This is a genomic window from Ornithinibacillus halotolerans (assembly GCF_014637405.1).
Classification (GTDB): Bacteria; Bacillota; Bacilli; order Bacillales; family Amphibacillaceae; genus Ornithinibacillus; species Ornithinibacillus halotolerans.
In genome coordinates, this window is sequence record NZ_BMEY01000001.1 from 190,228 (window position 1) to 203,619 (window position 13,392).

Annotated in this window: 13 protein-coding genes; 9 read left to right on the top strand and 4 right to left on the bottom strand. The window is 35.6% G+C overall.

Features of this window, described 5'->3' with window-relative positions:
* Positions 1-36 precede the first annotated feature (36 nt).
* The 4 genes from IEV35_RS01095 (at position 37) to IEV35_RS01110 (ending at position 3,559) form a co-directional block, all read left to right on the top strand.
* Positions 37-858, top strand: a complete 822-nt coding sequence (locus IEV35_RS01095; RefSeq protein ID WP_188382832.1) for an SDR family NAD(P)-dependent oxidoreductase — start codon at positions 37-39, stop codon at positions 856-858.
* A gap of 181 nt (positions 859-1,039) precedes the next feature.
* Positions 1,040-1,528 carry a GNAT family N-acetyltransferase gene (locus IEV35_RS01100; protein ID WP_188382833.1) on the top strand — a complete coding sequence of 163 codons (489 nt, stop codon included), beginning with the start codon at positions 1,040-1,042 and terminating at the stop codon, positions 1,526-1,528.
* A gap of 127 nt (positions 1,529-1,655) precedes the next feature.
* On the top strand, positions 1,656-2,393 hold the full coding sequence (locus tag IEV35_RS01105; protein ID WP_188382834.1) for a pirin family protein: 738 nt from the start codon (positions 1,656-1,658) through the stop codon (positions 2,391-2,393).
* Between the two features lie 125 nt (positions 2,394-2,518).
* On the top strand, positions 2,519-3,559 hold the full coding sequence (locus tag IEV35_RS01110; protein WP_188382835.1) for a S41 family peptidase: 1,041 nt from the start codon (positions 2,519-2,521) through the stop codon (positions 3,557-3,559).
* A 54-nt stretch (positions 3,560-3,613) separates the two neighbouring features.
* Here IEV35_RS01110 and IEV35_RS01115 read toward each other — a convergent pair whose 3' ends face one another.
* A complete protein-coding gene (locus tag IEV35_RS01115; RefSeq protein WP_188382836.1) occupies positions 3,614-4,804 on the bottom strand; it encodes a M14 family zinc carboxypeptidase in 1,191 nt (396 codons plus the stop codon).
* A 158-nt stretch (positions 4,805-4,962) separates the two neighbouring features.
* Between IEV35_RS01115 and IEV35_RS01120 the strand changes: the two genes are divergently transcribed.
* From IEV35_RS01120 to IEV35_RS01130, 3 genes are all read left to right on the top strand, one after another.
* The gene (locus tag IEV35_RS01120; RefSeq protein ID WP_188382837.1) at positions 4,963-5,202 is read left to right on the top strand and encodes a ferredoxin family protein; all 240 of its coding nucleotides are present in this window, start codon (positions 4,963-4,965) and stop codon (positions 5,200-5,202) included.
* 149 nt (positions 5,203-5,351) lie between these two features.
* A complete protein-coding gene (locus tag IEV35_RS01125; protein WP_188382838.1) occupies positions 5,352-6,881 on the top strand; it encodes an FAD-dependent oxidoreductase in 1,530 nt (509 codons plus the stop codon).
* Between the two features lie 177 nt (positions 6,882-7,058).
* On the top strand, positions 7,059-7,598 hold the full coding sequence (locus tag IEV35_RS01130; protein WP_188382839.1) for a DUF5412 family protein: 540 nt from the start codon (positions 7,059-7,061) through the stop codon (positions 7,596-7,598).
* A 50-nt stretch (positions 7,599-7,648) separates the two neighbouring features.
* On the opposite strand, the gene modB is transcribed toward IEV35_RS01130, so the two are convergent.
* Both modB and modA read right to left on the bottom strand, forming a co-directional pair.
* A complete protein-coding gene (modB, locus tag IEV35_RS01135) occupies positions 7,649-8,329 on the bottom strand; it encodes a molybdate ABC transporter permease subunit (protein WP_188382840.1) in 681 nt (226 codons plus the stop codon).
* The gene (gene modA, locus IEV35_RS01140) at positions 8,310-9,083 is read right to left on the bottom strand and encodes a molybdate ABC transporter substrate-binding protein (protein WP_188382841.1); all 774 of its coding nucleotides are present in this window, start codon (positions 9,081-9,083) and stop codon (positions 8,310-8,312) included. Before modA ends, modB begins: the two co-directional genes overlap by 20 nt.
* Positions 9,084-9,276: 193 nt before the next feature.
* Here modA and IEV35_RS01145 point away from each other — a divergent pair, with 193 nt between their 5' ends.
* Complete coding sequence (locus IEV35_RS01145; protein ID WP_188382842.1) at positions 9,277-11,253, top strand: glycoside hydrolase family 3 protein; 1,977 nt, start codon at positions 9,277-9,279, stop codon at positions 11,251-11,253.
* A 62-nt stretch (positions 11,254-11,315) separates the two neighbouring features.
* On the opposite strand, the gene IEV35_RS01150 is transcribed toward IEV35_RS01145, so the two are convergent.
* Positions 11,316-12,194, bottom strand: a complete 879-nt coding sequence (locus IEV35_RS01150) for a LysR family transcriptional regulator (protein WP_188382843.1) — start codon at positions 12,192-12,194, stop codon at positions 11,316-11,318.
* A 111-nt stretch (positions 12,195-12,305) separates the two neighbouring features.
* Between IEV35_RS01150 and IEV35_RS01155 the strand changes: the two genes are divergently transcribed.
* Positions 12,306-13,376 (top strand): citrate/2-methylcitrate synthase, encoded by a 1,071-nt coding sequence (locus tag IEV35_RS01155; RefSeq protein ID WP_188383006.1) that lies wholly within the window; start codon positions 12,306-12,308, stop codon positions 13,374-13,376.
* The last annotated feature ends 16 nt before the right edge of the window (positions 13,377-13,392 follow it).

The following is a 13,392-nucleotide window of genomic DNA, read 5'->3' on the forward strand; positions in this document are numbered from 1 at the left end:
TACCTAACTATTATTTAAATTAAAGGAGGATATGTTATGGAACCGAATAGGAAAGTTGCAATAGTTACAGGTGGTGCTTCTGGTATTGGAAAGGCGATCTGTCAAGAATTAGTAACGAACTATGTCTATGTTATTATTGCTGATATTAATGAGCAAGAAGGTAAAATAGTTGAAAAGGAACTTAATAAAAAAGATAAAATGGCCAGGTTTGTTCCTTTAGATGTCACTGACTATAAAGAGGTAGAATCTGTGGTTAATCAGATTTATTCTGAGTTTGGTAGACTGGATTATCTATTTAACAATGCTGGAATTGCTATGTACGGGGAAATGTATCATATGTCAGTAGAGGACTGGAAAGAAATAATCGATATAAATGTATGGGGAGTGGTACATGGTACACAAATTGGATATAAGATAATGAAAGAACAAGGTTTCGGCCATATTGTAAATACAGCATCTGCAGCAGGACTTGGACCCTCACCTATATCTTCAGCATACGCTACAACGAAACATGCCGTTGTTGGCTTAACAACTTCCCTTCATTATGAAGCAGAGGCATTTAATATTAAAGTAAGCACCCTTTGTCCCACATTCGTTGACACTCCTATTTTTGATAAAGCAAAAACAATAAAGATTGATAAGCTAATTTTAACAAACCAATTAAAAAAGCAAAAAATGATGTCCCCAGAAAAGCTTGCTAAAATAACGATCGCCGGAGTTCATAAAAACAAAGCGGTCATCTGCCCAATGCCCTTTCGTAAAACGATGGATACCCTATTTAATATCATCCCTCCATTACACCGTTCCCTTATGAGAATGGTATGTAAAGTTAGCAGAAAAGCAAGTACACAAAAGTAAATATCGTATTTTTAATTTGCAAGGGTAGTAGTTTTTATTGAAATCATAACATTCTAATACATTTGAAAAATATGTTACTATAAATGTAATGACATAATTAGCTAGGTGATGAATGATGATTTAGTATTACATTGGCAAAAAAACTTATAAATAGAAGTTAGATTAGAAGGGGAGAGAAGCAATGAAATTTACAATTCGTAAAATGACCAACGATGATGTAAAAAAAGTGCAAGCTGTTGCTAAACAAAGTTGGAATGCAACCTATGAAGGAATTATTCCAAACAATATTCAAGAAAACTTTTTAAAAGCCGCTTATAGCGATGAAATGATGCAACGTCGGTTAGAAGGTTCATTTTTATTTGTTGTTGAAGTAGACCAAAACGTAGTAGGATTTGCTAATTTTTCACCAGTGAAAGAAGGTGGAGAAATTGAACTAGGAGCAATCTACCTTCTCCCAGAATACCAAGGTAAAGGCATAGGTTCAGCTTTATTAGAGACAGGCATTAATAAAATAAGTGGAATAAAAGACATCTACATAAACGTTGAAAAAGATAATCAAATAGGAAAAACATTTTACGAAGCAAAGGGATTTGAAGTAGTTAAAGAATTTGATGATAATTTTGATGGTCATATCCTTAAGACGATAAGAATGGTACTGCATTTAGATTAATTACTTATGTGTTTTCTTTGTCACTACACTGCAGCCAATTCTGAGCAAGTGATATTAGGCGATAATTTTCTATCCTAACTGGGATATATATTAATTTTTGCTATGTTTACAACAAGGAGACAATAAGATGTTATACAAGCTATCAGCCCATAATCATAAACAACCTTTTAAGGGGCCTTTCACCATTACCCGGGTTCAGACCACCGGAAATATTCTTCGGGATAAAGCAAAGGATACTGCTTTTGGCTCGTTGAGCTATATTGATCATGCTGTTATGAAAAAAGGCTTAACGATAAAAATGCATGAACATGTCAATGATGAGATTTTAAGCTATGTATGGAAAGGTAAGATGTATCATCGTGATTCAGCAGGCCTGGAAGTACCAATAACTCCGGGTAATTTAATGATGATGAATGCTGGGTCTAGCTTTTGGCATGAAGAAAAAGTAAAAGAAGATTATGTAGAAATGCTACAAATTTTCGTCCGCCCAAAATCAACAGATCTTGAACCTAATATACAATTTCATAAAAAGCCCATATCTAATAGCGATTGGTATTGGATGGTAGGACCTGAAGAAAGTAATGCTCCGCTTCATGTGAGGCAAAATATTTATATATATGATGCTCATCCAAAGCAAGGAGATACATTAGAAGTGCCTAGAAAAGAAGGATATCAGCCTTTTTTGTATGTTCTAAATGGCAAAATAACAGTGGGCGAGGAAGTAGTTGGAAAATATGAGGCAATAACACACGATGAGAATAAACTGCCTAACGTTAATGTGGAAGAAAATACGACTATCGTATTATTTTTAGTTGATATGGATGCCTCAATGTCGCTCACGGGGACAATCAGTGGGAGGTCTTAAGATAAAAAATATAACTCACCCTCTACCTTTATTATACCATATATTTTTCTCATTTTTCAGTCTTTTTATTCATCTTTATCTCCCGTACACTAGACAATGAGTATGTAAAACAAAGGGGGATACCTATGCAACTTGAGCAAAAACATGGCTTATCAGAAATGAATCACGAGATGCGAGAAGAAGTAATTAACCACATGGTCCAATTAGTAAAAAACTCCTATGTTTTCCCAGAAGTAGCAAACACTATTAGCGAAAGAATACTTTTAAAATTGAGTAACAAAGCATACGATTCCCTTCATGATCCTCATCAGTTTAGTAAGGTCATCACGGCCGACTTACAAGATATTAGTAACGATAAACACCTCGGCTTAAAATACCATCCCAGTCCTATCAGTCAAAACGACAGCGATAAGAAAAAAGCAGCAACCAATAGAAAACGACTATTACGTTTAGCGAACTTTGGTTTTGAAAAAGTAGAACGACTTCCTGGCAATATTGGCTATCATAAAACATTAAAATTCTTTGAACCAGAACTTGCAGGGGAACTTGCTATCGCCTCATTGAATTATTTAGCAAATACAAACGCCATTATCTTTGATCTACGGGACAATAGTGGTGGAGATGCTGGCATGGTCGCCTTGATTTGTAGTTATTTATTGGAAGGAAGAGTCCATTTAAATAATTTTCACTGGAGAAAAAATAATCGAGTAGAGCAAATTTGGACGAATTCCCATATTCAAGGTCCATCGTTAAGAGAAAAAGATGTGTACATATTAACAAGTCAACGTACTTTCTCAGGTGCAGAGGATTTCGCCTATACGTTACAAAATCTTAATCGGGCAACTTTAATAGGAGAAAAGACAAAAGGTGGCGCACATCCAGGAGGTTTCCAGCCTATAAATGCGTATTTTTCTGTAAATATCCCAATTGGTAGAGCCGTTAATCCAATCACCAATGATAATTGGGAAGGTTGTGGTGTTACTCCTCATCTCGAGGTAGCAGAAGAACATGCTTTGCTTGTTGCCCAATATCTCTGTTTAACGAAGCTGATAGAAACAAATAAAGATCGAGATATTATGCAAAATACTTGGATGACTTTAAAAGAAAAATTAGAAGTAGAATTAAAGGATGTAGGTATTCATAAAGAAGACATTCGGTTGAATTAACCAATATAAAAGTATGGTGGTAAATTTACGTAAATTACCACCATACTTTTTTTATTACATATACAAATTAGCCAGCATAATCCCTAATGTTTCTTCATAAATCTCATTAAATTGTGTGATTGGAAGTGGATTAATCCCGGTTCCCAGTTCCACTGTATAGCCCGGTCTTCGATACACTTGTATAAACCAATCTTTAAATCCAGCATAACTATCGATAAAGCGAACTGGGCGATATCCGCTTACACGTGCATATTCATTTACAATTGTTTCCGCTTCCGCTGGTTCTAATCCTTCATACCCCCAATATATGACTTCTCCTTGCGTATGAAAAGCATTCATCCGACGAAAATCCCGATTCCCTGTTAACTCCGCCATTGCAACTGCTTCTGGTTCTGTAAGCGGAGCATAACCTGGAAAATCGCGAGGCTCAGGAGTGGATGGCTTTCTTTCCGCTTCAATCTCCCAGTTTGCAGGATATTGATTATTTAAGTCAACACCGCGAATATTTGCTTTCCAGTTGGAGAAATCAGGATTGTTATTATTGATAGCTAATACTTCTTCTTGATATGCAACTGCTGCTTGTGCACCACTAATAACTAGATCAACGCCATCTGGATTAACCATTGGCACAGCAGATAATAAGGTTTGCATGAAATAAGGCATCATATATAGACCACGAATTGCTTGATGATTCGTAAGAGACAATGCATATTGGTTAATAAAACGCATAATTACAGGTGTTGTGATCCATTCATTTGCATGAAAAGACCCATTCATATGAACCTGTTTATTACCAATACCTATTTGAAGTTCAATCAAGTCTTTTCCTAAAACAGAACTACCGATGTTATTTTTCTTAATAAACGGATAAATATGGACTAGTCTATTAATATCTCGCACCATTTTTTCATACGTATAATTTGACGGGGCTGTTACGACAATATTTTGAACACGCATTGGTAGCAAAATAATCTGTCCGACTTGAAGATTATTTGGTTGTATTCCAGCGTTCGTTCTGACAATCGCATCTACAGTTATTTGATTATTGGCAGCTACTTTCCATAACGTGTCATTTGGCCGTACACGATAATTTTCAGTTACGTAACCTGGTATTTGTATTGGTTGCCCAATTTTTAATTGTGAAGGGGAGACAGTAGGGTTTGATTGGATTATTAATTCTAATGGAACATTAAATAATTGACTATAAAACCATAACGAATCACCACTACGTACATAAACTTCCATACAATCGCTCCTTTAAATCTTCTAGGTCATCGTATGAAAAAAGTGAAAAAAGGTGATTCTATTAGTAATTGCTTGAACAAATTTTCACTGTTATGTAGTATAATTACTATATTATGGCATGATATCCAGGTATTATATTGCAAAGAGGAGGGTTACAGGTGGCATTTGTTATTACATCACCTTGTAAAACAGAGAAAGCAGGAGAATGTGTAGAAGTTTGTCCTGTTGATTGTATTGAAGAAGGGGAAGATATGTTTTATATAGATCCGGATATTTGTATTGATTGTGGTGCTTGTGAAGCAGTTTGTCCGGTAGAAGCTATTTTCATGGAAGATGAAGTTCCTGAAGACGAAAATGAATATATCTTATTGAACCGTAAGTTCTTTGAAGATAGATAATGAATTAAACCGCTTATATATGAGCGGTTTTTTTATTTATAATCATGTGCATACCAAATAATTCCTTTAATATTGGAGATACTGTTTACTATTAGTACCATATTGACATGTTAAGTTTAACTATGCAGGACACAAAGGAGTGATTTCTAATGACGAATGCAAAAGAGTTACCCCAATATCCAGAACCTTTTTGGAGAGAGAATATTCAGTTCCCTAAATACCCTAAGTTAGAAGAAAAGATCAAAGTTGATGTAGCTATTGTTGGTGGTGGTATTGTAGGCGTTACAGCTGCCTATTTGCTAGCCAAACAAAATGTAAAAGTTGCTCTCATCGATGCAGGAAACATATTAAATGGAACAACTGGTCATACAACAGCAAAAATCTCTGCACAACATGATATTATTTATGATGAATTTATCAAACACTTTGGAAAAGAAAATGCAAAACTGTATCACGAAGCTCAAATGGAGGCTAAAGAATTTGTCGCGCAAACGACAAAAGAATTAAATATTGATTGTGATTACGAAGAACAAGATGCCATTATATACACGAATTCTGATGACTACATAACCCAGTTAGAAAATGAAAAAGCAGCCTATGATGAATTAGAAATTGAAAATGAACTAACGGAAACAATTCCATTGCCAGTACCTCATAAAAAAGCATTAATTATGAAGAATCAAGCACAGTTTCATCCGTTAAAATTCCTCTCTGTATTAGCAGATGAAGCGGTGAAGAATGGGGCACAATTTTATGAAAATACAACTGCGGTTGATGTAGAATACAATAAACATCCTGCCGTTATCACAAGAGATGGTCATCGTGTCATATGTAAATTTGTTTTCGTTGCAACTCATTTTCCTTTCTATGATGGAAAAGGTTTTTATCCAACTAGAATGTACGCTGAACGGTCGTATGTTTTAGCAATTAAGTCAAAGAAAAGCTATCCTGGTGGAATGTATATCACAGCTGAGCAGCCTACTCGCTCTTTACGATCCGTAAAAATAAATGGAGAAGAGGCATGGTTAGTAGTTGGAGACAGCCATAAAACAGGACAAGGCAAATCAACGATAGAACACTATGAAGCATTACAAAACTTTGCAGAAGCGCATATTGGTGTAGAAGAGATACTCTATCGATGGTCTGCTCAAGATTTAACGACACTAGATAAAATGCCGTATATCGGCCGAATTGCGGAAAGTGAAGAGTCTGTATTTGTTGCGACTGGATTTAGAAAATGGGGGATGACAAACGGAATTATCGCTGCCAAAATCATTTCTGACAAAATATTAGGTCATGAAAACAGGTACAGTGGATTATATTCTCCATCTCGATTCCAGGCAGATCCTTCCCTTAGAAAATTCATACGAAATAATGCAGATGTTGCTAAACATTTGATTAAAGGAAAATTAGAGTTTACAGATAACAATTTATCATCGTTATCTTCCGATGATGCAACAGTTACTCGAATCAACGGGAAACGAGCAGGGGTATATAAAGATAAGGAAGATAAATTACATGTAGTCGACACGACTTGTACACATATGGGATGTGAAGTAGAGTGGAACTCAGGTGAAAGAACATGGGATTGTCCATGCCATGGTTCCAGATTTACGTATACCGGTGAAGTTGTTGAAGGTCCTGCAAAGCGGCCATTAGAACGAATTGAATTAGAATAGAAGAAGGTTTTAAAAAACTGATCTCCATGTTTAATTTGGAGTTCAGTTTTTTGTTTTGATGAAATAGAATGTTTAAAATTATAGTTAGTGAACAGCTAGTTATTGCATATATCACACTTATAAACTATGATTAACTTATACATAGTAATTCTAGGTATAAGAAAATGAGGTGACGAAATGGCAATGAAGTATAACCATTGCTCTTTCTATATCATACTGTTATGTATAGGCTTAGCCGCTTATTCAGTTTATTCACAGATCAATCATACATGGATAGCGACTCCACCAACATATATCTTACTCATCTTAAGTATTATGGCTTTTATTTATGCTATTAAAGGGCGAAAAGATAAAACGAGTTGGGTAAGTACTTTCAGAAGTTGGCTCACGATTACTTTATCCGTATTACTATCAATTGTACTTTTATTAGTTATTTTTCTTCAATTACTTGGATCCCTTTTAGGAGGAAATGAGCATTTGAAAACGATACATTCGCCAGATGAAACATATACGATTGATTTCTATCAATGGGATGCTGGAGCAGCAGGTACATTTGGGATTAGAGGAGAATTAAATGGTCCACTCTGGTTTAAGAAGAGTATTTACTTGGAAAGAAGAGTAGAGGATGTTTCCATAGAATGGATTTCTAATACAGTCGTTTCTATTAATAATCATAAATTAGATTTAGCTCAAGGGGAGACATTTGGTTATGAATAGCATTGTGAAAAGGAATAGAATACTAATTTTCTATTCCTTTTCTAATGGATTTACGATTCTTTTCGTCTCACCATAAATAACATAATGAATGAAATGATCATAATAGCTATAACCCATAACCAGGCAAGCGTCATCTTGCCAGAATCCATTGCAATATAAATGGCTGTTGGCACGGTTTGCGTAACCCCTGGGATGTTTCCTGCAAACATTAATGTCGCTCCAAATTCTCCTAAAGCTCTAGCAAAGCTCAATATACATCCTGAAATTAGCATCTTTGACGCAAGTGGGATAGAAATAGAAAGAAACACCTTTCTTTCATTTGCACCATCTACTCTGGCAGCATCCTCAATATCTTGATCAATTCCACTAAACGCCGATTTTGCGGATTGATACATAAGAGGAAATGCTACTACTGTAGAAGCAATAATAGCAGCATACGTCGTAAACATAATTGGCTGGCTAAATAACCACTCAAATAATCTTCCAACAATACTATTTCTCCCAAATACGACAATTAATAGAAAACCTACGACAGTAGGAGGAAGAACTAAAGGGAGCATCAACAGTGTCTCAACAACTGATTTTCCTGAAAATGTTTTTCTAGATAGAAATCTACCGACTAACGTCCCTAAAACAATAACAATGATGCTCGAAATGGTAGCGACCTTAATAGATAAAAAAATGGGATGTAAAAATTCTTCCGATAATAAATTATTTAATAAGGAATCCATGATATTTAAATACCTCTATTGTAGTTGATTCTTGTAAATAATGATAAAATTGCTCGGCTGCTTCAGCATGTTTTGTTCCATTAATAATTCCAACTGGATAGATTATGGAAGAATGGTCATTGCTATTAGCAGTCTCCATAATGGACACTTTATCCGACTGCATTGCATCTGTTCGATACACGACTCCGGCAGCAACATTCCCTGTTTCAACATAAGACAATACTTGACGAACATCCTTTGCATAAACTAATTTGTCTTCTACTTTATTCCATATCCCTAAAGACTTAAATACTTCTTTTGCATACATTCCTGCTGGTACGGTCTCAGGAGTTCCTATCGAGACATAATCAATTCTATTATGTATTAAATCTTGAAAACTAGTGACTTTCAGTGGATTATCTTTTGGAACAATTAATACAAGTTCATTTTCTAAGAAGGATATATTAAATTCGTTCATAATTAATTCTTCATCTATTAATATCTCAAATTTATCTTCAGCTGCGGAAAAGAATAGATCAGCTGGTGCTCCTTGTGATATTTGCTGTTGCAAGGAACCTGATCCACCAAAATTAAATCGTAGCTTAATATGAGGGTATTCCCGCTCAAATCCTTCTTTTATTATTTCTAATGGTTCTTTTAAACTGACAGCGGCTGAAATCGTTAGTTCAGTATTTGATTCACTATTTGCTGAACATGCGGAAAGTAAAATGATTACTAAAGTAATGATAACGAAAACTCTTATTCTACGAACCATAAAGTCACCTCATGTTTTACTAAGAAACTAGTTATAGTTTACTACAATTTATTAAAATATTCTGTAGTAAGGTACCGATGATTACAATTTAACCTCTACATTGCTAGAAAAACTTCAAAAGAATCGAATAATCTCCTACTGATAGGAGGATATTAATGACAATAATATATAAATAGAATGTGGAGTGAAAAGCATGTATAGACGATTTTTTAGGAACACGTTTACTTGTTTAGTGGCATTCGTTCTATTAGTACCCATACATATCTTGGAGGTACAAGCTCAAAAAGAAGTAGAAGTAGAGACAAGAACAAAAAACATTTTAACGATTGACGGGAAACGTTATCGAGATTTAAATGATAATGGTAAGTTAGATCCATATGAGAATTGGGAGTTGCCAACGGAAGAACGAGTAAGTGATCTTTTGTCACAGATGACGATAGAGGAGAAGGTAGGTTTACTCACCATTAATGAGTTTCCAGAGATTAAAGATAACAAATTAGTTTTTCCAAATAAATTCCTTAATCAGAATACCCGTTATTTTATTTATCGAGAAATGCCTACTGCAAATATTGTTGCTGACCATATGAATCAATTACAAATCGAAGCGGAAAAATCTCGTCTAGGAATTCCTGCCATTGTGATTTCTAATCCAAGAAATCATCCGTTAGGTTTTCCTGTCATTGAAGAAACTGGACAGTTTTCTCATTGGCCAGATACATTAGGTTTAGCGGCTGGTCGTGACTCACGATTAATAAGACGGTTTGGTGAAATTGCACGAAAAGAATGGAGAGCTGCCGGTATTCATAAGTTGTACGGGTATTCAGCAGATCTTGTGACAGACCCGCTATGGGCAAGAAACCAAGAAACATTTGGAGAGCATCCAGACTTAGTATCTGGAATGGTATACAATGTGATTAAAGGGCTCCAAGGAGATGTATTGGACAATACGAGTGTCTCCGTTACGACGAAACATTTTCCAGGTGGCGGAGCCCGTGCCGAGGGAAGAGATCCTCATTTTGAAGAGGGACAATATAATATTTATCCAACACCTGGTAGTTTGTTAAAATATCATATTCCACCATTTAAAGCAGCAATAGAAGCGGAGACAACTTCTATTATGCCGTATTATGCATACCCAAGTAATGAGAGCGCTGAGCAGGGGCTTCCGCCATTTAGTGAAAACGAGCAATTTGAGGAAGTTGCTTTTGCGTTGAATGAGTCCTTTATAAATGGTTATTTACGAGATGAATTGAATTTCTTAGGTTATGTTAACTCGGATACGAGTGCAGTTATTGACCGTGCTTGGGGAGCACAGGATCTTTCCTTAGAAGAACGATTCGCCAAAGCATTGAATGCTGGAACAAATATTTTTTCTGGGGTGCCAAATCCAGAGCCAATTTTAAATGCTGTTAATCAAGGTTTAGTAGAAGAAGAAAAGATTAACCGTTCTGCACGGTATGCCTTAACAGAAATGATGAATTTAGGGTTATTCGATAACCCTTATGTTAATCCTGATCAAGCTTTAACGATCGCAAATGATCCGAAGTCCCAAGAGGTGGCAGATGATGCCCATCGCAGGTCCGTAGTGCTCTTGCGCAATGACAATAATTTACTACCACTACAGGATGACACTATTTCTGACATTAAACTATACGTAGAAGTGTTTTCCGGTGCGGATGTTAGTCCAGACACTGAACAAGTGAAGCAAAGAATAAGGGACCATGATGAACAAATTACCATCGTTGATAATATAGAGGATGCAACCCATGCCTTTGTTTGGGTAAAACCATGGCAAGACCTGTTTGCCAATAAACCGTCGATTGAAATCGGTCCTGATACCGGGGTGGAGCAAGTAGATCAAATTGTAGAAATACAAAAAGCAGTCCCAACAATTACAGCAATCGATTTCTCCAATCCTTGGCTAATCAATAAGATTGAACCAAACGCGCAAAGCTTGATAGCAACATTTGGTACGAAAACAGAAGCGATAATAGAAATGATACGTGGGGAATTTAATCCCGTTGGAAAACTTCCGATTACAATCCCTGCAAGTCAAGAAGCTGTAAATAACGAAGCTGGTGATGTACCAGGCTATGACGAAGCCCCAACATATCCATATCAAGATAAAGCAGGGAATAGATACCAGTATAATTTTGGATTAACTTATTAATGTAAAAAGGCATATTTAGCGGAGACTTCTGCTCACTATGCCTTTTTTTGCGTTGTAGTAATTTAACTAAAATGAAAAGAAGCAATAAACGGAATTAGATCCATTTCTACGTGCTTGTTATTTTTATATACAAAATACATATTTGCTCTTGGTATATGAATGGCTGGAGTTGGCACCTCTAGCAGTCTACCTTCTGCTAATTCTTTATTCACACTTGATCGTGGTAAGAAACTAACTCCCATACCTTCTAAAATAAACCGTTTCGTTACATAGGATTGATTAACTTTCATCGTTCTCACAGTAGGGAACATATGTTTTAGTTGCTCTGATAAGTCATTCCAATAGAAGGGGTGATTATCCGTAAAAATAATATTGTTTTCAATAATCTCACTTGCATCTAAAATAGGTCCAGACTCCGCATCATATCCATCATGACGAACAACTAAGATAACTTCTTCTTCATGAAAAATGGTTGTTTGAACTAAACTACTACCAGGTAAACATGATAAACCAAGATCTGCATTTCCTTTTTCAATACATGCAGAAATTTCATGAGACTCCATCACTTGAATGGATAATTCAACAGTAGGATTAGCCTTCATATAACGATTAAAGATGGAAGGTAGAATCGTATCAGCAAGAAAAGGAGACATGGCAATTCGAATATGTTGATGGAATCCTTGCTTATATTGGTTCATACGATGAACACTTTTCTCATATTGAGATAATAAGTCTAATGCTTCCTCATAAAACATTCTTCCGAAATCCGATAAAACAATGTTTCTACCTTCCTTAATAAACAATTGCCCACCTAACTCCTTTTCTAACTGCTTCATTTGAAAGGTAATTGCAGGTTGAGTCATATACAATTTTTCTGCAACTTCACGATAATTTTCAAGTTTAGCAGCAAGAATAAACGTTTTCAACATCCGAATATCCATGAATTTCCCCCATTAATAAACTTTATTTATTATTATATTAAAAATTATTAAATTTTAATAATCTTTTAACTACAGTATAATCAAACCAAAGAGGAAAGGGGAGTGGGGGAGTTGTTCCAACCAGGATTGAAGGGAATAACAGCGGTTGAAACGAAATTAAGTAATATTGACGGTGCTCGTGGTCTGTTAACTTATCGAGGCATACCAGTGGAGAGATTAGTAGAAAAATATACTTTCGAAGAAGTTGCTTACTTTTTACTTTATGGAGATTTTCCTGACGAAAGCCAATTGGAAACATTTATTAATCAATTGAAAAGGACTCGGCAACTTCCATTATACATCGAAAATATTTTAAATCTGTTTCCAAAGGAAATGCAGTTAATGGACGTATTGAGAACAGTCATTTCTGCTTTTTGTAAGGACTTAGGTGAAACAGAAGATAGTATGGCTACTAAGCTAATTGCCACGATACCAACAATTATTGCTTATCGCTATCGTCAAATGAATTCTCTTACATTCATTGCACCAAATCAGTCTTTAACCCATGTTGAAAATATTGTATATATGTTAACTGGTGAAATTAATAAAGAACATGCAAAAATACTCGAAACTTATCTACTATTAACAATGGAACATGGATTAAATGCATCCACATTTGCAGCCAGAGTGACAATTTCAACGGAAAGTGATTTAATCTCTGCCATTACGAGTGCACTTGGTACGATGAAGGGGCCATTACATGGCGGCGCACCGTCTGGTGTGATTGATTTATTAGAAGAAATTGAAACAAGCGATAACATTAGAGAAGTCATTCACAAGAAATTGCAAAAAAAAGAAAGAATTATGGGTTTTGGTCATCGGGTTTATAAGACTTATGATCCGAGAGCTGAAGCATTAAAAAAGAGAATTGTGGAAATGGAGGATTTACCAAATTGGATCCAATTAGCATTGGAAACGGAACAAGAAACAATCCGAATTCTACAACGTCTCAAACCAAATCATAGACTATATACGAATGTAGAATACTATGCGGCAGCCATTATGAAGACATTAAATATCGACGTTGCATTATTTACAGCAATATTTAGTTCTAGTCGAATTGTTGGCTGGTGTGCCCACGCCTTGGAACAACTAGAGAATAATACGATCTTTAGACCAAATGCTTTGTATGTAGGTCAATAGAGAGGAAAACAGCTAT

Excerpts from the sequence above, each read along its gene's own strand:
- IEV35_RS01095 (WP_188382832.1), top strand. The coding sequence starts at position 37 with ATGGAACCGAATAGGAAAGTTGCAATAGTTACAGGTGGTGCTTCTGGT.
- IEV35_RS01100 (WP_188382833.1), top strand. The coding sequence starts at position 1,040 with ATGAAATTTACAATTCGTAAAATGACCAACGATGATGTAAAAAAAGTG.
- IEV35_RS01105 (WP_188382834.1), top strand. The coding sequence starts at position 1,656 with ATGTTATACAAGCTATCAGCCCATAATCATAAACAACCTTTTAAGGGG.
- IEV35_RS01110 (WP_188382835.1), top strand. The coding sequence starts at position 2,519 with ATGCAACTTGAGCAAAAACATGGCTTATCAGAAATGAATCACGAGATG.
- IEV35_RS01115 (WP_188382836.1), bottom strand. The coding sequence starts at position 4,804 with ATGGAAGTTTATGTACGTAGTGGTGATTCGTTATGGTTTTATAGTCAA.
- IEV35_RS01125 (WP_188382838.1), top strand. The coding sequence starts at position 5,352 with ATGACGAATGCAAAAGAGTTACCCCAATATCCAGAACCTTTTTGGAGA.
- IEV35_RS01130 (WP_188382839.1), top strand. The coding sequence starts at position 7,059 with ATGGCAATGAAGTATAACCATTGCTCTTTCTATATCATACTGTTATGT.
- modB (WP_188382840.1), bottom strand. The coding sequence starts at position 8,329 with ATGGATTCCTTATTAAATAATTTATTATCGGAAGAATTTTTACATCCC.
- modA (WP_188382841.1), bottom strand. The coding sequence starts at position 9,083 with ATGGTTCGTAGAATAAGAGTTTTCGTTATCATTACTTTAGTAATCATT.
- IEV35_RS01145 (WP_188382842.1), top strand. The coding sequence starts at position 9,277 with ATGTATAGACGATTTTTTAGGAACACGTTTACTTGTTTAGTGGCATTC.
- IEV35_RS01150 (WP_188382843.1), bottom strand. The coding sequence starts at position 12,194 with ATGGATATTCGGATGTTGAAAACGTTTATTCTTGCTGCTAAACTTGAA.